Origin of the sequence: Bacteroides sp. 2_2_4 (genome assembly GCF_000157055.1) — a bacterium.
In the GTDB taxonomy this organism is placed as follows: domain Bacteria; phylum Bacteroidota; class Bacteroidia; order Bacteroidales; family Bacteroidaceae; genus Bacteroides; species Bacteroides ovatus.
Map to the genome: position 1 here is coordinate 1 of NZ_EQ973357.1, position 25,227 is coordinate 25,227.

Consider the following 25,227-nt stretch of genomic DNA (forward strand, 5'->3'; position numbering starts at 1 on the left):
CTCTCTCGGCTGTCAGTTTCACGTTGGAATAGACTGTTTGAGTGCCCCGCACCACGTATAGGCCGCAGGCCCCGCCTTCGGAAAACTTGGTTTGGCAGCCATTCTCCACAGTACGGGTGGTTTTGCGAACAGCCGACGTATATCCGTAAGCGGTTGAGCAAATACATCTTGTCATAATATCCTTTCCCGTTTATCTTTGTGTGCAAAAAGGATTTATGGCAAAATATATGACAAGGGAGGAGTTTTTCCATATTCTTCTTCGACAACGCCAAAGCAACTTAACGGTAAAGGATTTTTGTGCGAATGAAGGATATAACCGTTCCCAGTTTTACGACTGGCGCTCACGTTTCAATATATCGGACGAGGAGCTTAAATCTGGAAGTGTCCCCACAGCTGGCATGGATGGTTTTGTTCCGATAAGCATAGACAACAACAATGTGTCTGCACCAACGTTCCAGTCCAAACCTGCCTTGTGCCCGCAAAAGACAGAGAAAACTTCCGGTAAATGTACTGACAACTCGGAGATATCCCTGGAGCTTCCCAACGGGATTAAAATGAAATTTAAGGGCACGGGTGGTTGTAAAGCCGCTTTGAGCCTGCTCACTAAACTGTGTGGAACATGTTTTGCCTGAACGACTCCATGCGTTACTTTTTATGCCCCGGCAGTACCGATATGCGTAAGGGCATGTTCAGCTTGAGCGGTCTGATCCGGGAAAAAATGAACGGGGATGTCCGGAATGGAGATGTGTACATCTTTATCAACAGGCTGAAAAACCGTATAAAGCTTCTGCACGCAGAAACGGGAGGTCTGGTGATGTACGAGAAACTGCTTGAGGAAGGAACTTTTAAAATCCCCGCTTATGATCCTGAAACCCACTCGTACCCCATGACCTGGAGTGATCTTGTCATCATGGTGGAAGGCATCAACGAGGACAAACGAAAGGGAAGGCAAAGACGGCTCTCCGATCTGAAAAGACACTGGCAAATATCTGTAAACAAATAGTTTGCCGGCTTGCTTTTCCGGTTGTTTTTCACTACCTTTATACAATCAAACAGGATATTGAATGACAACGAAAGAAGATATACCGAAGCGGGTGACGGACCCCATGCTGGAACAGCTTGCCTTGCTGATGGAGACGAACCGGAAGCAAAGTGAGATCATCGAGTCCCAGGCCAAGACCATAGAGGAGCTCCGTGCCACGATAGTTGAACTGAACGCTTCCCTTGCATGGTTGAAAAGGAAAGTGTTCGGGAAGATGAGTGAGAAATGCAATCCTATAAACAGCGGGGACCCCATGCTCCCTTTTGATTACGGCGACTTGGGACAGATAGAGGCGGAAATCGAAGCGGCCAGAAACAAGGCGGCACAGATTATCACCCCCAAACCTCAAGTCGCCGGTAAAACTCCACGCCGCAATCGGATTATCATGGACGACCTTCCGGTCGTGACGGTTATCATCGAGCCGGAAAACCTCGACCTTGACAAATACGTCAAGATAGGCGAGGAACACACCAGAACCCTTGAGATGAAACCCGGATACCTCTATGTAAAAGACACGGTACGCCCCACGTATGCAATCAAAGACGAAACGGAGGCCATTGAAAACGGGAAGCGGATGGTAGTCACCGCTCCATTGCCGTTGATGCCTATATATAAAGGTATGCCCGGGGCTTCCATGCTCGCGGAGATACTTTTACAGAAATACGAGTATCACGTTCCGTTTTACCGGCAGGTCAAGCAACTGGAACATCTGGGAGTGAAACTGTCGAGAAACACGTTGGATGGCTGGTTCAAGCCGGTCTGTGAACTTTTAAGACCTCTTTACCTTGAACTCAAAAAGAAAGTCCTCTCCTCTGACTACATACAGGTGGATGAAACCACTCTCCCGGTCATAGACCATGACAGGCACAAGGCAGCAAAGGAGTATATCTGGATAGTACGAGCGGCGGTGCCGCGCCTGCTCTTCTTCCATTATGACAACGGATCGCGTTCTCAAAAGGTAGCGGTCGATCTCTTGAAAACGTTCAAAGGATACCTCCAGTGTGACGGTTACTCCGCTTATGACGCTTTTGAGAACCGGAAAGACGTGCGCCTGTGCGGATGTCTCGCACATATCAGACGCCACATAGAGTCATGCAGGGAAGAGAACCGGGAATATGCCATGCAAGGACTTAAATTTATACAAGATCTGTATAACGTGGAGTATATGGCTGATGAGCGGCAACTCTCCCATGAGGAACGTGCAGCGCTACGGCAGCGTCTGGCCGGTCCGCTACTTGACGCCTTCGAGCTCTGGCTTCAGAACACATACCCCAAAGTGCTTAAGCGCAGTCTGACATAGCCTACGCTTATCCTCTCATACCAAGAATGAGGCATTATCTGTACGATGGAAGAATTTTTATAGATAACAACAGGGCGGAGAACGCACTTAGACCTATGGTTTTGACCAGAAAGAATATGCTGTTCTGTGGAAATCGGCAAGCGGCTGAAAACACGGCTGTCATCTGCTCGTTACTCGGTTCCTGTAAGGAATGTGGAGTCAATCCACGTGAGTGGCTGAATGATGTAATCAGCAAACTTCCCTATTATCTTACTCCCAAGTCAGAGAAAAATCTCACCGAGCTCCTTCCTGACAGATGGGGTGGATACCGACAAAGCCACGACACTCGCCAGACAAACTGTACACGCAACCTGAAACTCTGACGAACCAATAAGTCTTACCACTGCACATATACATAACTCAAACAGAGTGATCTCTCTTGGGAAAAATCAAATCTACAAGATGTATTTGCCCAACCGCTTACGTATATCCACCATCGGTAACGGAGAAAGTAAGTTGCTGCGCCTTGTCTTGGTTGCCCGGGAGCTCTTCTTGCGTACAGGCGGCAAGCGATAGGAGCACCGCCGCCGGAATCGAATGTAGAATGCTTTGCTACAGTTTCTTTCTTTAATGTGATTAAAAAGCGCACACGGCCAGAAACCTAACTTTATAAGTACTTATCATTACTTTCCAGAGTGGCATCTGGAAAGTGTATGGCATATGCATTGTTAGGGCTATAATATGCCTCCGTAGACGACCAGTAAGAGGTGGTATAAATTGGCGTCGGACCGCCGGCAGCGACGAGGGATGGGTTGACTATATAATTCCAAATTTCGGCATTCGGAAAATCTTTCATCATAATCTTATCATCAGTAAGTCGGGCTGGGGTTAGTCTGCCTGTGGGGTCAGTGTCTTTCGGTATACAGAAGACGACACCGGCGACCGTCTTGCCCGCTACGGATTGCGGCTTCGGGTCTGCGATGACCTGAGCTTTCCCATTGGGATAGCGTTTGCGCAGTCCGCCGTCCGAAGTGCTCCTGCCCGAATAGATGTAGTCCCCAGCCTTCACTTCATCGGCAGTGTAGTGTATTGTTTTGGCTACCGCCACATTCTCCTCGCCGCCATCAATCCAGGTGTTGCCCGGCACCGTCTGCACCACGTCTATTTCATTCGTTTTTCCTCCGTGATACCTTCGCCCGCCATGAGCGTGAACTCTACTTTTGCCATGCGGTGGTTGAAACGGAGGCTGACGGCTTGGTCATAACCTCCCACTACGGTGACGTATAGAAGGCCGAAGCCGGCATACCCGCCACTTTGGTCGATATCGGCATTCGGAGTCCGTGCCGTGACACATGTCTCGGTAGTGCTCTTCCGGTAAATGGTGTTTTCAGTATCCTTTGGGACAGTATTGCCCGAGGCGTCCATTACGTACCTTTGGAGGCTGAGCATGCCATCCAGCATCACTCCTATCTCCTTGCCGCCGGCACGGGGGTGCGGTTGCGCCACCTCCGCTGTCAGTCGCAATGGGTACTTGCCATCGGGTAAATGTGTGGTAGATTCTCCCGTTTCCATCTTGCCGCAAGAGACGAGTAGCCCGCCCGCGAGCATCAACATCGGCTACCAGCCGCTGATGCGCATCCATCGTCCGGAATATCTTGTTCCTTTCACATCGTTATTTTTCTTTGTTTTATGTGGTTAGAAAGCGCACACGGCACGCACATTGAGTGCGCCGTCCTTTTCGCTGAGCTGTGCGAAGGCATTGTAGAAATACACGCTAAAAGCGCCATTCTTATTACTGGGGCTCTCCGAAGAAGACCAGAAACGTTTATGGTTATTGCGCGGTGACAATGCGTCACCGCCAACGGCTGAGATGGAGACTTCGACTATATCCCTTGTCTCTGTGTTGTCCCGTGTGTACGCAATATTATCGACATCCTTATAACATAGCATGTGCAGTTCCTTTACCGACGGCAAGAACCATCCGGTGCTGTTTGCCGGGGCTGGATTATTTGCGATAAATGTTTTCAGGACCTCAGCAGGATTGACCAAGGCATCGGTTTTGCCGTTTGTCTTGCAATATCCGTTATACGCCCACAGCACTTTCGTGTTCTGGTAACCGAGTATCCTGTTTATGTTGCCGGTCGCATCGAAACCAGTGGCAATGTTTACGTACTCATCCTTATCGACAGGATTGAAATCTGTTCCTCTTTGAAAATCCGCCACCCAGTCGTTAACGTTTTGCCACAAGACGTTGCCCGGAGCATCTTTAATCGACACGGCAAGGCCATGGGTGCAATTGGGATGTTCTTTCACCATAATCTTGTCGAAATCCAGAGACGCCGGCGTGATCCGTCCTTCAGGATTGGTCTCTGCCGGTGTCCAGAAGACGATGGCCGCCACGCTTGCCTTCTGCTCCTCGGTCAGGGTAGTACCCTTAGGCAGCAGGTTGCCGTCGGCGAGCAGGTAATCTCCCCGTTGCATCGTGTAGTCCTTTACAGTTGTCACCGCGCCGTCCACCTTGTATCTCTTGTAACTGCCGGTAGAAAGGCCGGACGGGGTTATGGTGAACTCCTTGCTTCCCTCGTCATAACGTCCTTCGATAGTCGGTGCGGGAGTCGCGTGATTCACCAAGTAGCGGTATGTACCATCGTTCACGCGCAGCGGCTGGGCAATGCCAGAGAATGTAGTGGCGGGTGACACGGCGTAATCAGGAATCCTCTCGTCGGTAAACTTGTATTTAACGGTATTCGGCATCTCGATGACGGCCAATGCCATACGATGGTTCATGGTGAAAGAGAGGTGGAGGGTGTTGTCTTCCCCTGTCGTTGCGGAGCCTTCGGCAGTCATCAAGTCGGAGGCGGTATATGCCGCATGAGTACTTTGGTCGTCCTGAGGCTGCCAAGCGGAAACCAACGGGGCGAAGAATTCCGTGTCGGTCAAGGCTGAGCCTGTGGGAGTGGCAGTCTTTCCGCTCATATCCGTTTAGTAGGGATAGTAGAGGTAGTAGTGCTCATCCGACAATCCCCCCACAAGTGTCGTGTTGTCCTTGGACTTCCACACGAGGTCGCCCGTGGCGGCATCCCTCTCTGCGGTCAGTTTCACGTTGGAATAGAGGGTTTGAGTGCCGCGCGCCACGTATAGGCCACAGGCATCGTCTTCGGTGAACGCTGTGGTATAGCCGTTCTCCACGGCACGGGTGGCGGGAGCGTCATTCGGGTCGGCATTTTTCGCGGAAGCATAGCCACCGTCGGTGACGGTGATGGAAAGTACCCGCGCCTCCTCTTGAAAAATGGGAGTCTCCTCCTTTGTACAGGCTGCAAACGCAAGGAGAATGACAACTCCTATGGTATATTTGAATATTCGTTTCATCATTACTTAGTTCATTTCTTCGACCCGCGAAGCGGGTATCTTGTCCTTTACTGTCAGGCGGCTACGCCGCAATAGATAAACAGATTAAATAAATAGTTAAAAAGCACACACGGCACGCACCCAGTTACCGCCTTCCTTACCGCCAAACCACATGCTGGCACCTCCGGCGAACTTCATATCGAAAACGCGGTCGTCGTAATCCACGCGTTCCGAAGAGGACCAGTAGAAATCACTCAAGACAATACCGCCGGCAGCGGAAAGGGAAGCGTCAACTATCCTCTTGGTTTCATAGTAAGAGAGAGTGGAACCCCATTGTTCCCAGACGTCATCCACATCCTTGTAACAGAGCATGTGCAGTTCCTTTGGCGAAGGAATGAACCAGCCGGTACTGTTTGCCGGGGCACGATAATTGCTACTAGTGAAGCTTGCGAGGGCGTCAACGGGCCTGACAACATAGGCTTCTTTGCCGGATGCAGCCTTACAATAATCGTTATATGCTCGCAACACCTTCGTGTTCTGATAGCCGAGAATCCGGTTGGAATTATCTGTTGCGCCATTACCGACACCAATGGACACATAGTCCGCCTTGTCGACAGGGCTGAAATTCACTCCGTTTTGGAAATCTTGCACGGACTCGTAAGGATCTTGCCAAACCGATAGGCCGCTTTTAACATCCTCGAGCGACACAGCCAAACCGTGGGTACAGGCGGGAAAATCTTTCGCCATAATCTTGTCATCAGTAAGGCTAGCCGGGGTCGTCCGTCCCGTGGGGTCTGTGTCTTTCGGGACCCAGAACACAATGCCTACTACCTTCTTACCATCTACCGGTTCCGGTTTCGGATCTGCTATGACCGGTGTCCTTCCATCGGCATAGCGTTTACGCAGTCCACCGTCCGAGGTAGTTCCGTCCAAATAAATGTAGTCTCCGGCTTTCACTTCGTCGGCGGTGTAAACAATCGGCGAAACAACCTCCACGTTCTCTTCACCTCCGGTGCTCCAAACGCCGCCGGTCACCGCCTGCACGTCGATACCGTTGGCTTTCACGGTGACGATGTATGCGTACCGCTTGCCCGATTCGAGCTTGCCCGCAGCGTCCGTTTCAGGGGTGTAGGTAAAGATGTTGTTGCCGATGCCTATCCGGAGGAGTGGCTTGCCCGTCATGTCCTGTGGAACCACCACCGCCTCGTATTTCTTGGTTGTGGCATCGTGATACGGTTTTATCTCACCATCCGACTGGTCAGCCGTACCCACCATGCCGCCACTGAAATAGGCTTTCGCATCGCCGAAAAGGGTGACGTTCGCACCCTCTATCTCCTCTTCCGTGATGCCGTCGCCAGCCGCGAGCGTGAATTCTACTTTCACCATCCGGTGGTTGAAACGGAGGTTGACGGCCTGGTCATAACGCCCCATGGCGGAGGCGTACAAGAGATCGAAACCGACATACCCGCTACTCTGATCGGAGATATCCACATTCGGGTCGAATATATTCGGAGTCCATGCCGTGACGCGCGCCTCGGTGGTGTTCTTCCAGTAAATGGTGTTCCCGGCATCCTTGGGGACAGCATTGCTCGAGACGTTCATCACGTACCTTTTGGGACTGAGCATACCATCCAACAGCACTTCTATCTCCTCGCCGCCCGCCCACGCATCCTTGCCGCCCGCCCGGGTTTGCAGCTGATTTATCTCAGCCGTCATACTCAAAGGATACTTGCCGTCAGGCAAGGACGCGGGCACGCCCGTCTCCTCATTGTCGCAGGAGGCGAATAGCCAGCCCATGAGCGTCATAACCGCCAACCAGCCACTGACGCACGGCCATAGACTTCTCCCCATGTCACTTATTCCTTTCATATCGTCTTCATTTATTCCGTTTCATTTCCATTATTCGCACCGCAACTGTCAGTCGTCATTGCATCCTCGCATCACCCGAATGGCTTTCCCCGTCGTTCCAGTTCTCGATGGTGCTTCCGCTGACGGTCAGCCCCGTCTTCTTCACCGTGATGGTTAGGTGTAAGAGTAGCCGGCCTCGAGCGCGGGTTTGATCATGTCCTTGTTGGAGTAGCTCTGGTATTCCCCGTCATCGGGAGATATCTCAAGCGCCAAAGCGTTGGCGAGTGTCTGCGGGAGTAGAATCATGGTGAAAGTCATCACGCCCGTGGCGGCGTCAAAGCTTGCCACGCACTTGTCCGTGGCCGTCTTCGGGGCGCCGGTGCACTGGCGTAACATCCAGTCGCTCACAACGCTGCCCGCGGTCGCGGCGGTACCGGTCTTCACATCGAACATTCCCTCGTGAACCAGGCCGCCCAGCTTGTAGTCGGTGAATTCCAGCACGGCAGCGTCGTCGAAACCGTCGATGTTCGACACCTGCACCTTGAGGATAAGACGGGCCATCTTGTGCTTGAAGGAGCAGTCGCTGCCGCCCGCGGCGGTGTTGTCCGTGAAGCTGACGGTCGGGCTGTCTTTATCGGCCTTGGCTCCCGTGGCATGGATGTAGTCCACCTTCTCCTGTTCCGTGGTCGTGGGCTGGTTGCTTGTATTTACCATAATCTTCCCGTCTGTACCGGGCAGGGTGGAGGCGTTTGCGCCCGATGCGTAAGGCGCGTAGGCGGCAAAAGTAAACTCGAGGAAAGCGTCCTCGAAGAAGATGCCGCCACCCGCCGTCATCGGGGTGAAGTCCGTGTTGGTGCCGGTGCTCGTGGTCGCGTATCCCACGTTCTTGTACTTGCCGCCCATGGTCGTGGTCGTGCCGGGGGCATCCACCACCATCACGCCGATTCGGTCGGCGTCCCACGTGTTGTCCACCGCGCGGGTCTTCGGGCCGCTCACCCCTGCAGTGATCCGTGCCGCCACGGAACCTTTCGGTTCCTCGTTCTCTTTCGCGCACGCGACCAATATCGCCGCCGCTGTCGCGAGAATGAAAAGTTTCGAGTTCATCTTCATAATGTTTTTTGTTTATTGATTATTGATATAACTATGATTGATATAGCTTTTCCCTTTATCGAACCGGATGGCCTCTTCCTTATTTGACGTCTGCTTTCAGTTCGCGTCCGCGTTGCCGCCGTCGGTCTCGTTCCAGCCCGTGATGGTGGCGTCCGTTACTCCCGCCTTGACAGGCAGTAGCAGGTTGCCCGTGAGTTTTATCGGTTCTGTTTGGTCATTGAATCTTGCAAGCATTGAGGTAACGTCGCTTTCTATCCGCTTCGTGTCGCCGTTGGTGAAAAGGATGGATACCGTGAGCGCGCGGCTGTAGTCGTCCTCCGTTACAGAGAGTTCCACGTTCAGCAGCCTGACAAGTTGCTTTACAGGGACAGTCACTTTCAGCGTGTCGTCCGCCATCACGCTGATGGACTGATGGGCGGTGAAGAGATAGCCCGGCATAGGTTCTGCGAATCCCGTCTTGTTCATGACCACCGTAGCCGTATTTCCGCTGACATTGATGTGCTCGGGGCTGTTGTATGCCGTCAGTTCGTAACCGCCCGGGGGCAGCAAGGCCTTGAACGTGTGGGTGATTCCGCTCACGCTTTGTTCTTCCGTTCCCACCCGGAGCATATAGCTTGACGGGATATCCGCTTCCGTACTCTTCGCGCTCCAGTCGGTGGTAACGATTACCGCTCCCTTGTCCGGATGCGGCGTGTTGGAGAGTTCGTCCTTCACGCAGGAGGTAAACGACAGTGCGAGAGCCACCGTCAGAATGGTTGTATAACGTGTCTTCTTGTTTCTCATTGCAATGTTCCTCCGTGTTTAAAATAGGTTCCACACTAATGATACGCCGAGGCGGTTCACGCCCCAGTAGTCTTTGCTTCCCTTGCCGTCTCTCACCCGCACGCCGTCGATGACCCGGTATTTGTCGAACCCCGCGTGGGTGCAGCCAACTCCCATCGAGAAGTCCAGCGATAACGCACGGTTCAGGTGGAGCTGATAGCCGCCTGTCAGGCCGCCGCCCATCAGGTCGCCTTGTTTGCCGGTGGCGGAGAATTTATAATTGAACTGCCCTGTCCTGAACATCGCGCCGAGATAGCCGTGCTTCTCCTTCCCAATATAATAACGGAGTTCCGGCACCACTTCCCAAAGGGCGTGTCTTCTGTCTTTGTCATTCCACGACCACGAAGTCCAGGTGCCGTTCAGTAGCAGGCTCCATCGCTTGTTCATGCGCCATTCCACCCCGAGGTCTGGAGTGAGCGTGGCCCAGCGCAGCAGGTTAGCGCACAAGGCGAAAGTGTGAGGCACGGCCCGGGGGGCCTCCACTCCGGCTCGCGGTCGGGCTTGCCGCTCCGCTGCCAGCCGTTCGGTTTCCTCCTTTTCACGAGCTGCCCGCTCTTTGGCGAGGCGCTCCGCCTCGGCACGTTCTCCAGCCAGTCGTTCCTCCTCCCTCTTTTTCTCCGAGGCAAGGCGTTCGCGTTCAGCCTCGCCCGACACCTCCCTGTCATACGCCTCTACCCTGGTAGCGGCGTCGGCTCCCGCCAGTTCAGCCACCTCCTCCACGCCCGCGGGGAGGAGCACGATTACCACGTTACGGGGTTCACCGTCCTCGGTCTTGTAAGATTCCGGGCATTTCTTGTCGGTGACGAAATGGACCTCTTTCACCTTGCCGCGCGTGATAAGTTCGGATTTCACCCGGTTGCGACGGGTCTTCTCCACGGAGTCGGATTGTTCCGTTCGACCGCTGGTGCAGTGGCTCGCCACGTACAGGTACATCCAGCCTGACTCGATGGCCGCGCGGTTCTTCTCGATGGCGGCCAGTAGCCGTTCCAATTCCTTGCCGTTGCCGCTCCAGGGAGAAAAGAACATGTCCTTGTCCGCGATGAAGCGGAAAAGGTAGGCTTCACTGTCTACCACCTTGTCTTGTTGTGCGGACAGCGGGAATACCGCCAGGGCAAGCAGCAACGTGAACGCGATTCGTTTGAGTTGATCCATAATATTGTTTGACTTTTCGGGGTTAGACATAACGACCGATGGCGACACGCGGGCACAAGTCGCGCGTCACGTATCGCCGTCAGGCATGTTTTTCCTGCCGCTATGAACAACGGCGGGGGTATATGGTTATCCGGATGTTGCCGATGGAAAAAATCGGCTGGAAGAAGAAATAAATTTCTCGCAACGTTTCACAACAGCTTTGACCTGATGCTTTTCAACACACGCCACACCGTCATGCCTGAGAGCTTTATTCTCTTCCTAAGCAGATAGTTGGCAATCCGTTGCGCTCCCCCNGTTCTTGTCTCACGCACAGATTAAGGATAATGGTTTCAATTTCAGGTGTTATCTTCATATTGGCAAGTCTTGATGGACGTTTAGACTTATCGGACAATTCCGACTTGCCTTGTTCTTTCTCGCAATTTATCCAACGGTATAACGTGGAACGGGTAATCCCGCACCGAAGGGCAGTTTTTGTCACAGAACCCGTTTCGACGTATAGCTCAAGCCATTTTTGGCGCATCCGTATATCTTCTTTCATGCTACGAAGATACGGATTAAGATTTGCCAACGAAAAGAAAAAGTGTAGCGTATCTATTGATACTTTGCAATTAAATACTACTCCGCTTTTCAGCCATCTCCTTAATACCAGCCTGTCAATCTACACATTGTTGAGAAGCCATTCATGATTAATATGATCAAAACAACCCTTAATGTCACCTTCCAGTATCCATTGTGGTAAACAGTCTCTACTCAACCATCTATGAAGTGCGTCTATTGCATCTGCAGTACTTCTAAACTTTCTGAACCCATATGAGTTCGCATCCGCTTCACTTTCAGTTATAAGTTCTAAAGCCATAAGATATATCCTGCACGGCTCTGTCCTTCATGGTTGGTATTCCCAAAGATCTTGTCTTGCCATTTGCTTTGGCTATGTTGACCTTCCTCAGCGGGAAGGCCTTATATCCTCTCCTTTTCAATAAACATATAGCTTCTATTTTCTTGGCATCAGTGTCCCACTTCATATGGTCAACCCCTGCCGTACGTTTACCTTTATTGGAAGTTACTTTCCTTATCGCCAATGCCTTGGCTTCGTAGGAAGTGGCAAGTAGGTACCGTAAGGCCTTTACCTTGTTGTACCTCTTTTCTTTGTGGGCCTTTGCTATTCGGACCTGCAGTTTTCTCACCTTACGCTCATATTTGGAAGAATCGATATCTTTTCATGTCGTGTTTCGTACGGTTAAAGATGCACACTCGGCTTTTGCCTTGCTCATTTGCAGTTTCTTCATTTTATTAAAGTTCTACAATCGTTTCATAAAGAATTACCCTGCGGAAGTCTGCCTGATTTCGCATGGGGTGATGTTTAAACCTCTATCCTCCGCATTACACAGAATCATTCACTTTCTCCGCAATCCTTTACCCGCACCACATTCGGCTTTTCTTGCAATTGGCTTACCTGCCTGACATAGACAGGAGAAATACGGGTTTACCAAGTTCCGTACAAGTAACTGACGCCCGACTTAGAGCCCGCCCCTCCACCGCCAGTATGATGTCCGTGTAGCCTTACATTCCCAAAAGACTATCCTGACTACCCACCTTTTGGCTATAGCTTATAAATATCCGTAAGCTATTTCTTTATTACGATGGTGTAGCGATTCACATATGTTACTCATATCAGTCAGCCTAACAGCCTATACATTGGATATTTCTGTAAAGGACTGCATTGTCAAGAGGGCTTCGCACTAAACCATGACTGGTAAAGCACGCCTCTTTAGACTACTATTGACAGAACAATAGGTTCAGGCACAGTGCTGAACAATTACTTGTACGACTTCTTGTCGCACGGAATACCTAAAGATACAAAAAGGCCAACTAATTCGCAATAATTTGGCTATGAATTAGTTGGCTAATTTTATATTATTTAATAAATACCCCTATTCAGTTCGATTAATGGAGCTGAACTATAAATTTGGACGTTTGCCTTCTTATACAAGATTGACATTCATTGTTTCCGCTATTGTTTTGTTTTCAATCAGCATTCAACTGTATCAACATGAACAGTCGTTTGAAAACTTGAAACTCATTTTCCAAAAACATAAATAATCAACAGATTATTAAAGGTAATCAGTTGGACTATACATTATCTCAGAAAATATATCTATTTGACCTTCATTATATCTTTCAACAGTCCCAACGGCTCATCTGTAGTGATAAAGTCGACTTTATCCCAAAAGTATTGCATGTCCTCTTTTTTATTAACCGTCCATACATTCACTTTTAGCCCCAAGGCATGGCAACTTTCAATCCAATCGATATAACGGTAAAATTCAGAGAAGTGATAATCCGGTCCGGCACTACCCAATTCTTTCAGTTGTTGTGGAGATAAGTCCCCTTTCAGATAATATACAGGAGTGCTTGTGGGAGCCTGACGGATCAGTTCCTTTAATGCGTGAGACGAAAAGGTGATATATATCATCCGGGGTTCGAGTCCCATCTTCTTTATCATCGAAACGATCTCTTCAACAGCTTTTATCTCCCGTTCGGGTTTACTATGAGCTTTCAACTCCAGCACCAGCTTCAAAGATGTTTTCCGCTTAGCTGTTTCCAGAAGCTCTTTTAAGGAGGGTACGCATTCTCCATTCGCTAACCATAACCCGGTTAATTCCTTCAGAGTGGACTCTTCAACCTTATGCCCTTGAATAATCCCATCATGGCTAACCACCAAACCATTATCTTTTGTCAGCCAGACATCAAACTCCGAACCATAACATCCTATAGAATCCGCTTTCAACAAAGATGTAATGCTATTCTGTGCTGATCCTTGGGTTTTCCAGAAACCACGATGGGCAATCACCCGTGTTTGTGCCGAAGTATTGGCAATCATAAACATAATTGCCAATAAACACATTACCTTTTTCATTTTGTCCTTTCCTCTAATTGTTAGTTATATAAGAGCTGATTCTCTAGTATCCCGGATTCTGCACTAGATTGGGATTTACTTCTATCTGATCTTGTGGAATAGCAAGCCAATAGTTCTTGGGAGCGGTAAAATTACGAACGCCGGTTTCTTTCATGTCCGTAAGTTTATAAAAACTATCAGCGGTTTTTCCGGATAATGTCCAGGATTTCTGATAACGCATCATTTCAGTATGGGCAATTTTCCAACGGCGCATATCATGGAAACGTCTGCCTTCCATAGCCAATTCAATGGAGCGTTCATCATGTAATATTTCGCGCAACTTCTCTCCTGAAGGAATACCACCGGCTTTTGCCCATGAATCTGCAAAGGTAGGTAATCCGCAACGTTCACGTACTTTATTCAAATAGGACAGACTGGCAGTACTCAGTGTGCCGCTATATTCGAAATCCGCTTCTGCATAACTCAGATAGAGTTCGGCCAGACGCATATAAGGAAAGCACCAACGGTTGTAGGTTATTTGATCGGTAGTCCTATTATAGGTATCATATTTAGACACCCATTTCTGACAATAATAACCGTTGTCCGTTTGATACTCATCCTTGGCATTGCCATTATTCTGCTGCATTTCACCACGTCTGCATTTGAGCACTATTGTCTTTCCCTGCACGTCATAATTTCCACGATCAAAGCCAATAGAGGCATAAAAGCGCGGATCACGATTCCTGTGAAAACGTACCGTACTATCACCTGGTGCAATGGAATACGGATCAAGCTTCTTAGTCTCGGGGTCATCTGCCCAAGGTAGACCGTTCTTGGTATAATACCTACTCACACAATCCCACGTCGGGAATAAGGACCCTCTAAAACCTTTGGTCGAATAACTTGTAAATTCAACACGAGGAGCCATATTCTTGATACAGTAGGAAATAGTTCCCTGTTCAGCAAAGCCAAACAGGACTTCATTCCAGTTAAATCCGCTACCACTGATCCCATCACCGACAAAGGCTTCATGATAGTTTTTCTTCCCTTGCTCCAAGTCATTGGTCGAATTTCCATAAAGTTTGTAACCGTTCTCTTCGCAAAGGTCTATGGCCTCTTTGGCAGCATCCATCGCTCTCTTCCACTTTTCCCGGTCATAAGTCTGGTTAATCAGAAAAGTGCCGTCGGGGTTTTTAAAGTCGGAATAAAACTCACTATTCCCATTGACTAACGGCGAGGCGGCATAAAGCAACAGCCGAGCCTTGAAAGCCAAGGCAGCAGAAGAGGTAGCCCTGTTTCTCTTACTTGAATCCCATACGCCAGGAAGTAATCTAGCTGCTTCCGAATATTTATTGGCAATGAAATCGACACATGTATCATAAGGAGAACGGGAGGTCATCATCTCGGCCGGAGAACTTTCCATTGGTATTTCCTTGTCAATAATAACTATCGGTCCATAGTACTCCAGCATGATCTGATGATAATACCCGATCAAAAACAGCACTTCACCTTTCCACCAGCTCAGGTTTTCGGGGGTAATGTCCGATACCCTATCCAGATTATTAAGCACATTATAGCAATTGCGGATACTTTCCCATACTGCTTTCTTCACAGCACCCTGCGGATAAGATTTTGCTGTATTGCTCCATAATGAGTAATAAGTCGTTGTTGGGGATTCTTCCCCATAAACCAGACTGCGGAAATGAAACCAGCGCGTTGTTCCTCCTTTGCTCGTTATGATTTCGTTTCCTCCGGTAAAATCAGGAAATTGTTGGGGATGGAAATAGTTAGGGATATTCGCGTAGCAAGACAGTACCATTCCTTCAGCCTGATATTGTGTCCGGTAGATATCATCCACGGTAGCAGTACCTTGCGGAACCACATCAAGAAAATCACATGATGCCATCATTAAACAGCCGATTGCCGACAGGCATAACTTTGTATATATATTTTTCATAACTTATTCTGTTCTTAATTAATAATGAAACTGAATCCCGATCTTGGCCGTGCGCTGTAGCGGATATTTCAAACCATTCCCACTTCCCATTTCAGGATCCCAGGTACTGAACGGAGAGAATGTCAGCAAATTAGTACCTGCTGCATACACACGCAGCCACGGGAAGAAGGAATAGCCCAGTTCGGCATTCTTCAGGCGCAGGAAAGCTGCGTTACGTAGGTAATAAGTGCTGGTTTGCGCATTGTTCGTGATAAATTCGGGTGATAATCGGGGATAGGCGGCACCGGCTACATTATTGCTTTCCGACCAGTGGTCATCAACGATATACTGTGCAATGTTATATCCTTTATGGCCCGCTTCGCTGAACGGATGAATATCGCTCATCATTAAACTGACTTTGGCCACTCCCTGGAAAAACAGAGACAAATCCCACTTTTTATACTTCAACGTTCCTCCAAAACCATAGATAATCTCCGGAATTTCAGGATTGCCGATAATCGTCCTGTCATAACCATTCACCACGTTATCACCATTCAGATCTTTATATTTAATATCTCCCACCGTATAATTTCCGAACGACTGTTTGGGAGATCTGTCTATTTCCTCCTGAGAAGTAAACAATCCGTCAGACACATATCCCATAATACTGTTTATCGGGTGTCCGATTCTTGAAGAATAGGGTTCTACATTCACCGGTTCGTCTATCTCCGTAATCTCATTATGTGCATAGGTCAGACTACCGTTCAGGCGGAGCACCCAATCTTTGCCAATTACTTTGCTGTATGCTACACTCATATCCACACCCTTATTCTTTACCGAGCCAATGTTGGCATAAGGCAGCATACCTGTCACTCCCATTGTTGAAGGGACGGACGAACGTTGCATAAAAATTCCACTACGGTCTTCCTTGAAATAATCAATGGTTATATCCATAGATTCAAGAAGGGTCATATCGACACCTAAATTCAGCTTTTTCGATTTCTCCCATGTAGCGTTCGCATTACCATAAATATTTACAAGCGGCCCATTCACGCGGGTACCGCTACCAGTCCACCAATCCAAATTATTATTCATACTGACTTCTGTTACATAGGGAAAGCGAGTGGCAAGCGCATCATTTCCGGTCAATCCATAAGTAGCTCGGATTTTCAGAGTGGAAACTGTTTTTTTTAACGGTTGGAAAAACTTTTCATTAGAAATAGTCCATCCTAGGGCAATCGCAGGGAAGAATCCGAAACGATGCCCGCTTCTGAAATTCTCCGAGCCATTATAACCAAAGGTAGCCTCAAGCAGGTAACGCTGACCAAAACTGTAGGTCAGACGTCCGGCCATCCCTTGCTCACGGTAAGGAAGAAGATCTTTTTCAGCTCCGCCGTCCTTCACTTTCTTGGTTTCTTTCATGTGGTAAACAAGGGTAGCTCCCACATCATGTCCACCAAACTGGCGTGAGTAGTCCAGCGCTCCCTGTAAAGACCAGACACTCTCTGTCGGATCACGCCCGGAATTGCTCTTCAGATAAGGTTCTCCCGGCTCACCGATAGTCGAAGTCTTATAAAGGTAGTTTCCCTGATCATCCATCGTATAGTCATCAGATACTTTATAGTAGAAAGGTACAATCCAATGATCCAGCCAGTTAAAACTGTAATTATAGAAAGATGCCAGTCCGGTGAGTTTTAACCCTGGTGTGACAAACTTCAAGTCCTGTTCGAGATTGAAAGCGGTCGTCATATAGACATAATTTCGTTCCGTATAACCTTCACTCAATTTGGCGTAAGGATTCGGCTCTGATTTTCCCACATCCCACGGATCATTGCTACCGTAGCGGATGTATGTATCCCCTGGTTCAGCAGGAAGTGTAGCAGGAAAACGTACGGGATTCCCATGCATGGAATAGGCGAACAAATTCCGGGTACTTGTTTTGGGGGCATGGTGGTAGAACAACTGCGTATTCATATTTAGCCCCACTTTCGTCGTAGAGGTAACACGGGCTGTCACATTACTCTGAAACAGGTATTTCTTGTTGCGCATACCCACATCAAGCTTATCTTCCTTGGGTTGCCGGATGATACCATTTTCATAGAAGATTCCAGCATTCAGGAAGTAATCCACATTTTTGCTTCCGCCCTTGATGGAGATATTCAAATTCTGATTAACGGCGAAGTCTTTGAACAACATACTGTACCAGTCATTGTTTGGGAACAGGTAGGGATTTGCATTGGCACGTGTTTTATCTATCTTATCCCGGCTATAGAAAGGCTCATACTCTTGGTTATTGGCAATAGCCTGATTATAAACGGCTTCATTATACATATCCATGTAAGTCGGGCCATCTGCCATTTTCTGCACATAGGTAGGCATGGAGAAAGTATTATCAAAGCGGATATCTACAGACATTTTCTCGGAAAGCTGTCCTTGCTTGGTAGTAACGATGATAACTCCGTTAGCCCCCCGTGAGCCGTATAGGGACGTTGCCGTAGCATCTTTCAGCACAGAAAACGACGCGATAGATTCTGGAGGAATATTGTTCATCATCGTAGCGTTGATTTCCACACCGTCAAGTATGATCAGCGGTGAGGTATTCGAACCAAAAGTTGATATACCACGTATATAGAATTTCGCCTCATCAGAGCCTGGTTCACCCTGTGTTTGTACGGCGATGATACCTGGAACGTTCCCGGCAAATGAAGTACTAAGATTACTGGATGTCATCTTCAGGTCTTCCGGCTTCACTGCCTGCACAGCTCCCACGAGGGATTCTTTCTTTTGTTTGCCAAAACCGACCACGACCACTTCATCCAGCATCATACTCCTGTCCGGAGTCAAATTAACGGAAATGAACTTCTTATCTTTTACCACTACCGTTTTCTTCTGGTACCCAACATATGAAATGGTCAATGATGCGTTCTTTGCCAACTGTATAGTGAATATACCGTCCACATCTGTTATAACCCCGTTCTGCGTTCCACTTTCCAATACGGTAGCTCCAATAACAGGCTCTCCGTTTTCGTCTCCCACATATCCTTTCATTTCTGCTTTTACTTCTTTTTGCTGGCTCTCGTCGATCTTTCTATTATCTGCCGCCGTTACAACGGAAACGGGAAATAATGTGAAGGCTAACCATAACAGGATGCAACAGCTTTCGCTGGTAAGGCATCCTTGTTTTACTTTACAGTTCATATATCAATAGATTTTTTGATTAGTAGTGTAGATTTTTCTCTGAAATACAGGGAGGTGTGTCGTAATGCACGATGTACCCTCTTTTTTATTCATTACTATACAACTCTGTTCATTTTCTTTTCTATTATTCATTGTGTGTGCAATTTATTTTATAATTATTTCTTTGACTTTATATAAATTACAGTACAAATTCTCAAACTAAGAATCGTTTATATATACGATAGGAAAACAACTCTCTCTTCCGCCCGAAGGCTGGCTGGCAAAAAAAAGTAAATACCTTGTCATACATCAAATTTAGTTGTTAATATATTTGCAAAATTACCCGGAACAACTCGGATAAAATATCAGAAAATGACCTGATATTATAAAATTTAAAGCAAAATACATATTACTAGTGCGATATGAAATCTTTAGGCAGTACTCCGAACTGTTTTTTAAAACAGCTTGAAAAATAGGAGGGGGTACTGAACCCTACCATGTAAGAGACTTCCACCACTCCATAGGTTCCTTCTTTCAGTATGGAAGCTGCCTGCTTCAAACGGAAAAGGCGGAGATATTCGTTCGGACTCATATTTAGGATTCCTTTCAATTTCCGGTAAAAGTTGGAACGTCCCATATTCATTGCATCCGCTATATCATCAATTTGCAGGTCCGTATTATCAAGATGGCGTAATACATACTCATTTAACTTGCTAATAAACATCTCATCGGCCTTTGTCTGCGCCATTGCATCTGCTTTGATAAAAGGAAATTCAATAAAGTGACGGCGTAATCTTTCCCGATTACTCAACAGATTTGCTACATTGGCACGAAGATACTCCATAGAAAACGGCTTTTCAATATACGCATCCGCCCCTTCTTCAAGTCCTTCGATTCTTGATTCCAGATTAGTTTTAGCTGTCAATAATATTACAGGAATATGACTATAGTCCAGATTTTGTTTCAGATGCTTGCATAATTCAACCCCGTCCATCAGAGGCATCATAATGTCACTTATTATCAGATCCACAGATTTCTGTTCAAGAACGTCCAACGCCTCGACCCCATTTTCCGCAATCAGTACATGATACAATGAAGACAATTGCCTGAACACAAAAGCAAGCATATCCTTATTATCTTCTACAACCAATATGGAAGCAACCTCTCTTTTATCTTTATCAGAAACTTCACGATCTTCATCATCATACCCAGGTTTCTTATGTTGTTCTTCCGAATCATCCGGAAGTGTCTGGTGTAATATTGGAATGGAAAGAATGAAACGGTTACAATCTAGCTCCCGGTCCATCACCAGCATACCTTGATGCAACTCTGCCAAGTAACGAGCCATAGCTAATCCGATGCCTGTGCCCGAGACAATATCTTTCCCGTCCCGGTATTGGACAAAGGCTTTAAAAATATTTTCACGCATTTCGATAGGGACTATATTCCCATCATTACTCATAGAGATAGTGAACACCTCATTCTTCTCATCAACAGACAAATGGAGATAAACGTATGTCCGGGCATATTTCAATGCATTAGCAAACAGATTACTGAGAATTTTGGTCAAAGCCTCTTTGTCAACAGAAGCCAACAATTCTTCCTCTGGAACTTCTACTTCAAGTTTAATTCCCCTTTGCTTTGCCAAAGTGGTGAAATACTTATAAACAGAGTGGACGATAGTACCGATATTATATTCTTTCGGATTCAATTTAAAACCTTTATTTTCCGCTTTACGGAAATCAAGTAATTGGTTTATCAGGTTCAGTAACCTCTCCACGTTCTGATCCATAATTTCCAATTCCATCCTTACATTTTCGGAGAGTTCCCTATCAGCAAGTACATTCTCCAATGGGCACTTTATCAGTGTTAAAGGAGTACGGATTTCGTGTGCCACATTTGTAAAGAAATCTATCTTAGTGGTGTAGAGTTCCTGCTCCTTTTCCTGTTCGAACTTCTCCATCTCTTTACGCTGCTTTTCAATAGTACGCTTCCTTAAATAAAAGAAGAGGGCGAAAAATGTACCGAGTATCAATAGGATATAAATCAGGTATGCCCATACGGATAAATAAAACGGGGGCAATATCCTGATCCCCAATGTGCGTACATCTGGATTCCATACACCATCACTATTCGCACCTTTCACGCGTAACATGTATGTCCCATAAGGTAAATTGGAATACGTAATAGGGCCCTTACCCGCTGTATGCCATTCGGAATCATACCCTTCCAGTCTATATAGCAGTGTATTCATGCTCGGTGACTGATAACTTATCGCAGCTATCCTGAAGGAGAACGAATTCTGATTTGACTGAAGTTCGATATGGTTTGACAAAGTGATACTTTGTTTCAATGGAGAGCCTTTTTCTCCGACTACCACCTTTTTATTAAAGAGCATAAAATCGGTAATCAAAACAGAGGGTAAAAAATCATTATCAATAAAGGAGGAGGGGGCAAAGGAGATGAAACCGTTAATACAGCCAAAATAAATCCGTCCATTCTTATCCTTATAGCTGGACTGGTAATTAAACTGGTTACTCAGCAACCCATTAGCAACTGTATACACTTTAAAACTGGAATTCTTCGGGTTAAAATGCACCAGCCCTTTATTGGTTGAAACCCAGAACAATCCCTTTTCATCTTCTTCAATCCGATAAATGACGTTGCTTGGCAGACCGATACCGTCATAACGGACAAAGGTGTTGGCGGAAGGCACAAAGCGGCAGAAGCCACCTCCTTGTGTGGTAAACCATAGCTGATTTTGACTGTCTTCAAAAATACTCAGCACCTTATTGGATGGAAGGGTGGACGAGTCTGCTTCCTCATGTACGAAATGTTCCCAACCACCTGTACGGACATTCTTTTTATAGACGCCATCGGCATAAGTTGCCAGCCATAAATTCCCCTGCTTATCCTCCTTTATATAATAAACAAACGTCCACCCAAGTTCGGGGACGCGTTTAAAACGTTCCGTATCTGGGTTGTACCGAAACAATCCTATTGTTGTTCCAAGATACAGATCGCCCGCAGTTATCCGGCAGATAGAAAAGATATCACTTGCAATATTATCATAGTGCTTTACAGCGTATGTCCTCAAATCAATACGCTTCAATCCTTTTGCAAAATTCCCAACCCACAGATAATCTCCGTCCAAATACAATCCGTGAACATTATGATAAATATCCGGATGAATGAACGGTTCGATTTTTCCAGTACTAGGATAATAATGGAAAAGCCCCTTATCTTCTGTACCTATCCAGAGTGTGCCGTCATGGGCGGCACAAAACTCCCGCACCCTTTTTCCCATTTTGTTTGATTCTTTCTGGGGATAGACTTTATCAAAGTAGGTATATTGCCGGGGGTAATAATTCACACCCCCAAAATAAGTCCCTATCCACATTCCGCCTTCACGGTCTTTGAGAATCGAATAGATGGCATTGTCAGAGATTGAATAGGGATCACCGTTGACGTTCTGCAAGTGGATGATTTTTGCCGTGTGCAGATTATAGATATAAAGTCCCGATTCGGTTCCTATCCATAATTCGTCATCTGAATAAAATGCAAGTTCCCTGATATAAATATCACCTCCCAATTCATCCTTGGAAAGAAGGGTACGGATAGTCTTATTAGTTAGGTTCACTTCTTTCAGTCCGAATACAGTTCCCACATACATGCAATTATAGGGTCCGGGGAGCAATTTATAGATGTATTCATCTCTGAAAGACACTTTTGAATCTTCTGGAAAAATCGGAGTTAAAGTTTTAAGCTTGTCTTTTGAATAATACAGATTTCCATCACGTATGTCCAACCAGCAGACATCGTCCGAATCAAAATAGAGTTGGCCGGAAGTTTTAAGGTTCAGAGTACCGGACCCGTCCGACTGATAATTAACCAACTGGCTATCCTGGGGATTGTAATAGAAGATTCCCCGCGTCTGAGTTACAACCCAGATACCTCCTTTCTGGTCCCCAGTTATCAGATTGACCGTACAGTCTATATCTATGTTTGGATTACTTATCAGAGTAAAATGCCTGACCTTTTCCATTTGTGGGCAATAGACATATAGGCCTACGTCTGTCCCAATCCATATTTGCCCAAGATTGTCTTCATACAAAGAAGTGATGAAATTATTGCCCAAGGTTCCGGATTCTTTCATGAAAGTCCGAAAAGAGATACCATCATACCGGTCAAGACCATCCTTCGTCCCAAACCACATAAATCCTTGTTTATCCTGAAGGATGGCATGGACCGTATTCTGGGATAATCCATTATTGATATCAAGTGAACGGAATGCATATTGTCCTTCATTCAGAACGGCAAGGGAATAAAGAGGCATCAAAGAAAGAAGTATTAATATAACTAAAATACGTAGTCTCTGCATTGTCTTAATTGTTAGTTTCATTAATTAACATACAACAGGATATAAGAATATCCTGAAAAGTGGATATCAGAGCTATTTCAACAGTATATTCTCAGTACGTCCCGGTGTCAGCAATTCCCAAAGGGATGCTACCGTCCAACCGGGAGCAAACATGTCATTATAATATCCTTTTCCATTCCTTCCATAATCCCAGTTGGTGTGCTGGATCACTTCCGGATAATAACCAACTTTTATCACTCCACACATATGTCCTTTATAAGGAAGTAACTGGCACATGGAAGTAGAAATGACTTCAGCAAAATCAGAGAAACGAGGTTCATTATACTCTTTGGAAAGCCAACGGAGCACATCGGCAAATTCAAAAATAAATACATCAATATGATTATTCTCCACCGAGACATTTCCCCAGCCGCGAGTTTTCAGACCGATATCACCCAACATCTGCCCGGGAGCAAACGGAACGTCCCAGACGTAATACCAGGACAAGGCAAAATAAGCCGCTTTTCGTGTCAGAGAGGCATAGTGGTTATGTTCCGTACCATTTGTTATCAATGATAAATAGTAAGTTGCCATAGCGGTATAGAGGGAAGCTTCCTTATCCTCACAGTTTGCATCCAGCGTAGAGGAGAAATAGTCAGCCTTTGATATAAGCTCTTTTTCCAGATATTCCGCAGTACGCCGGGCAGCGGACAGATAGCGTTTGTCCTTAAAATATTTATATCCCATAACCAGAGGTAATGTAGCGGATGGAGTACTTCCTCCACTTCCGTCAACAACTGTAAAGTCATCATGGAATTTACGTGGAAAACTTCCATCTGGATTTTGCAGTTGCAAGAACATATCGAGCATTTTCTTTAAGCGTTGTTCCCAATCAGGATGGTGACGTTTATACTTCTGTTCATAATTCAGATAATGAAACATGGCATAAATTCCTTCCGACTGACGACGTATGCTATGCACTGGGCGTTCTTCTTTCACATCACTATCATTTTCCAGATTTACCCATTCACGCAAATAACCGGTTTCCGTAAAGCCATTTTCTAAGTAACTATCAAATATCTTTTTACTGCTAGCTGCAAGGTCATCACGTCCATTCTCATTGCCAAACTCCCATGCATTGAAAGCGTTTAGAAGTACGCGACCGACAAAACCTATCTCTGCTACATTCATGTTGGCACAGGCTGCCACTTTCATTTCAGGGCTGGAGTAATAGGCAAGAGCTTTGTCCCCAACAAAACTTTCCACAAAATAATTGCTCAGCACTCCTTTTATCTCTTCTGGAGAAAAAGGTATTTTCACAGGTTGGGGACGGTATGTATCATAACAATATTCCCAAGTATGGCAAATAAAATCTGAGTAGTCTGTAGCCTGCCCCTCGATAAATTCCCAGGTCAGGAGTACTGTTTCTCCTTTTTTTAGATATTGGAAAGATGTAACCTCCGGAGCCAGCGTCAACTTACGAATATAGGTTTTAGGAGCTTCTCGGTAAGGAAATCCAAAAGATAGTGTTGATGTTCCGTCATGGCTCTCAAAGCCGGTGAACCCTAGGGACGTTTTGCCCGAGAGGATGATTTCGCCTGTTTGGTGGGTAGCAAGGGCATCCCATTGAAAATCGTCCTTGCGTGCCACAGTCATATAACGTCCATCTTTCTGATTGAAGATACCGGTAAGGGGTGAGCTCAGACGATCCTCACGTACCAGCCAACTCTCTGATATATGAAATGAAGGAGCACCTTTAGGGGAACGTAAATTGCGACTATACCAGAATCCTGGTAGATAAAACATACAGTCATTATGTCGGAAGCCTGTTTTCAACTGTTGTTGATAATTAAAGTACACGTCTTCCAATGCCGTAATACTTACTACCATTACACATTTAACATTGTCACGTTCTATTCTCTCTGTAATGATTAATGGTATTTTTTCTTCAGACTCTAACAGATAGATTCCCTTATCATCAACGGCTCCTTGAAAAGCAAGGGAATAGTTTCGTGATTGATTACCGGGAACCTTCAAGGAGACTTGTGCAGATATTCTTTTATATATATCATTAACAGTCCTAGCATCAATAGTAATAGTACAGATCATCAGGCAACAAAGCATACATCTTAATTTTGTCATATAAATCAGATAATTTAGTTTATTAATATTCTTTTAATTTGCGTTCCAAAATTAGGATATTACGTATACAAAGAATGTGATTTTTTGAGCAATTATTATAAGATTTCAGTAGAAT

General features: G+C 46.5%; 18 protein-coding genes and 1 pseudogene. 3 read left to right on the forward strand and 16 right to left on the reverse strand.

Translation table 11 applies throughout. The features are described 5' to 3' along the window. Window positions 1–215 precede the first annotated feature (215 nt). The 3 genes and pseudogenes from tnpA (at window position 216) to tnpC (ending at window position 2,704) form a co-directional block, all read left to right on the forward strand. Entirely contained in the window at window positions 216–632 is a 417-nt protein-coding gene (tnpA, locus tag BSCG_RS21255) for an IS66 family insertion sequence element accessory protein TnpA (protein WP_013610373.1), read from the forward strand. Continuing rightward, window positions 620–1,003 (forward strand): IS66 family insertion sequence element accessory protein TnpB, encoded by a 384-nt coding sequence (gene tnpB / locus BSCG_RS21250; RefSeq protein ID WP_013610374.1) that lies wholly within the window; start codon window positions 620–622, stop codon window positions 1,001–1,003. Before tnpA ends, tnpB begins: the two co-directional genes overlap by 13 nt. 103 nt (window positions 1,004–1,106) lie before the next feature. Continuing rightward, a pseudogene (tnpC, locus tag BSCG_RS21245) lies at window positions 1,107–2,704 on the forward strand (IS66 family transposase). A 284-nt stretch (window positions 2,705–2,988) separates the two neighbouring features. On the opposite strand, the gene BSCG_RS21240 reads toward tnpC, so the two are convergent. The 16 genes from BSCG_RS21240 to BSCG_RS21180 all read right to left on the reverse strand — a co-directional run bounded on the left by BSCG_RS21240 (window position 2,989) and on the right by BSCG_RS21180 (window position 25,112). Next, the gene (locus tag BSCG_RS21240) at window positions 2,989–3,480 is read right to left on the reverse strand and encodes a hypothetical protein (protein ID WP_004318655.1); all 492 of its coding nucleotides are present in this window, start codon (window positions 3,478–3,480) and stop codon (window positions 2,989–2,991) included. A gap of 2 nt (window positions 3,481–3,482) precedes the next feature. Beyond that, window positions 3,483–3,935 (reverse strand): hypothetical protein, encoded by a 453-nt coding sequence (locus tag BSCG_RS21235; RefSeq protein ID WP_008775176.1) that lies wholly within the window; start codon window positions 3,933–3,935, stop codon window positions 3,483–3,485. Window positions 3,936–4,016: 81 nt separating this feature from the next. Further along, window positions 4,017–5,297, reverse strand: a complete 1,281-nt coding sequence (locus BSCG_RS0127275) for a fimbrillin family protein (protein ID WP_032849360.1) — start codon at window positions 5,295–5,297, stop codon at window positions 4,017–4,019. Between the two features lie 6 nt (window positions 5,298–5,303). Further along, window positions 5,304–5,693: a fimbrillin family protein gene (locus BSCG_RS0127280; protein ID WP_229077665.1), complete on the reverse strand. Its 390-nt coding sequence runs from the start codon at window positions 5,691–5,693 to the stop codon at window positions 5,304–5,306. A 93-nt stretch (window positions 5,694–5,786) separates the two neighbouring features. Next, window positions 5,787–7,538: a fimbrillin family protein gene (locus BSCG_RS28590; protein WP_008775178.1), complete on the reverse strand. Its 1,752-nt coding sequence runs from the start codon at window positions 7,536–7,538 to the stop codon at window positions 5,787–5,789. 153 nt (window positions 7,539–7,691) lie between these two features. Beyond that, window positions 7,692–8,627, reverse strand: a complete 936-nt coding sequence (locus BSCG_RS21230) for a fimbrillin family protein (protein ID WP_241762142.1) — start codon at window positions 8,625–8,627, stop codon at window positions 7,692–7,694. A 96-nt stretch (window positions 8,628–8,723) separates the two neighbouring features. Beyond that, window positions 8,724–9,410 (reverse strand): FimB/Mfa2 family fimbrial subunit, encoded by a 687-nt coding sequence (locus tag BSCG_RS21225; protein ID WP_008775180.1) that lies wholly within the window; start codon window positions 9,408–9,410, stop codon window positions 8,724–8,726. Window positions 9,411–9,428: 18 nt separating this feature from the next. Beyond that, window positions 9,429–10,601 carry a DUF3575 domain-containing protein gene (locus tag BSCG_RS21220; protein ID WP_032849361.1) on the reverse strand — a complete coding sequence of 391 codons (1,173 nt, stop codon included), beginning with the start codon at window positions 10,599–10,601 and terminating at the stop codon, window positions 9,429–9,431. A 247-nt stretch (window positions 10,602–10,848) separates the two neighbouring features. Continuing rightward, window positions 10,849–11,139, reverse strand: a complete 291-nt coding sequence (locus BSCG_RS30860; protein WP_008775182.1) for a helix-turn-helix domain-containing protein — start codon at window positions 11,137–11,139, stop codon at window positions 10,849–10,851. 120 nt (window positions 11,140–11,259) lie between these two features. Further along, the gene (locus BSCG_RS21210; RefSeq protein WP_008775183.1) at window positions 11,260–11,457 is read right to left on the reverse strand and encodes a reverse transcriptase domain-containing protein; all 198 of its coding nucleotides are present in this window, start codon (window positions 11,455–11,457) and stop codon (window positions 11,260–11,262) included. Continuing rightward, window positions 11,435–11,785: a reverse transcriptase N-terminal domain-containing protein gene (locus BSCG_RS21205; protein ID WP_004308130.1), complete on the reverse strand. Its 351-nt coding sequence runs from the start codon at window positions 11,783–11,785 to the stop codon at window positions 11,435–11,437. The genes BSCG_RS21210 and BSCG_RS21205 overlap by 23 nt, the downstream gene beginning before the upstream one ends. Window positions 11,786–12,756: 971 nt before the next feature. Next, a complete protein-coding gene (locus BSCG_RS21200; protein ID WP_008775185.1) occupies window positions 12,757–13,518 on the reverse strand; it encodes a glycerophosphodiester phosphodiesterase family protein in 762 nt (253 codons plus the stop codon). A gap of 43 nt (window positions 13,519–13,561) precedes the next feature. Beyond that, complete coding sequence (locus BSCG_RS21195) at window positions 13,562–15,454, reverse strand: RagB/SusD family nutrient uptake outer membrane protein (protein ID WP_004312654.1); 1,893 nt, start codon at window positions 15,452–15,454, stop codon at window positions 13,562–13,564. Between the two features lie 18 nt (window positions 15,455–15,472). Continuing rightward, complete coding sequence (locus BSCG_RS21190; protein WP_004318652.1) at window positions 15,473–18,631, reverse strand: SusC/RagA family TonB-linked outer membrane protein; 3,159 nt, start codon at window positions 18,629–18,631, stop codon at window positions 15,473–15,475. Between the two features lie 391 nt (window positions 18,632–19,022). After that, window positions 19,023–22,991, reverse strand: coding sequence for a two-component regulator propeller domain-containing protein (locus BSCG_RS21185; RefSeq protein ID WP_032849363.1), 3,969 nt, complete (start codon window positions 22,989–22,991; stop codon window positions 19,023–19,025). 72 nt (window positions 22,992–23,063) lie between these two features. Then, window positions 23,064–25,112, reverse strand: coding sequence for a hypothetical protein (locus tag BSCG_RS21180; RefSeq protein WP_032849364.1), 2,049 nt, complete (start codon window positions 25,110–25,112; stop codon window positions 23,064–23,066). Window positions 25,113–25,227 lie beyond the last annotated feature (115 nt).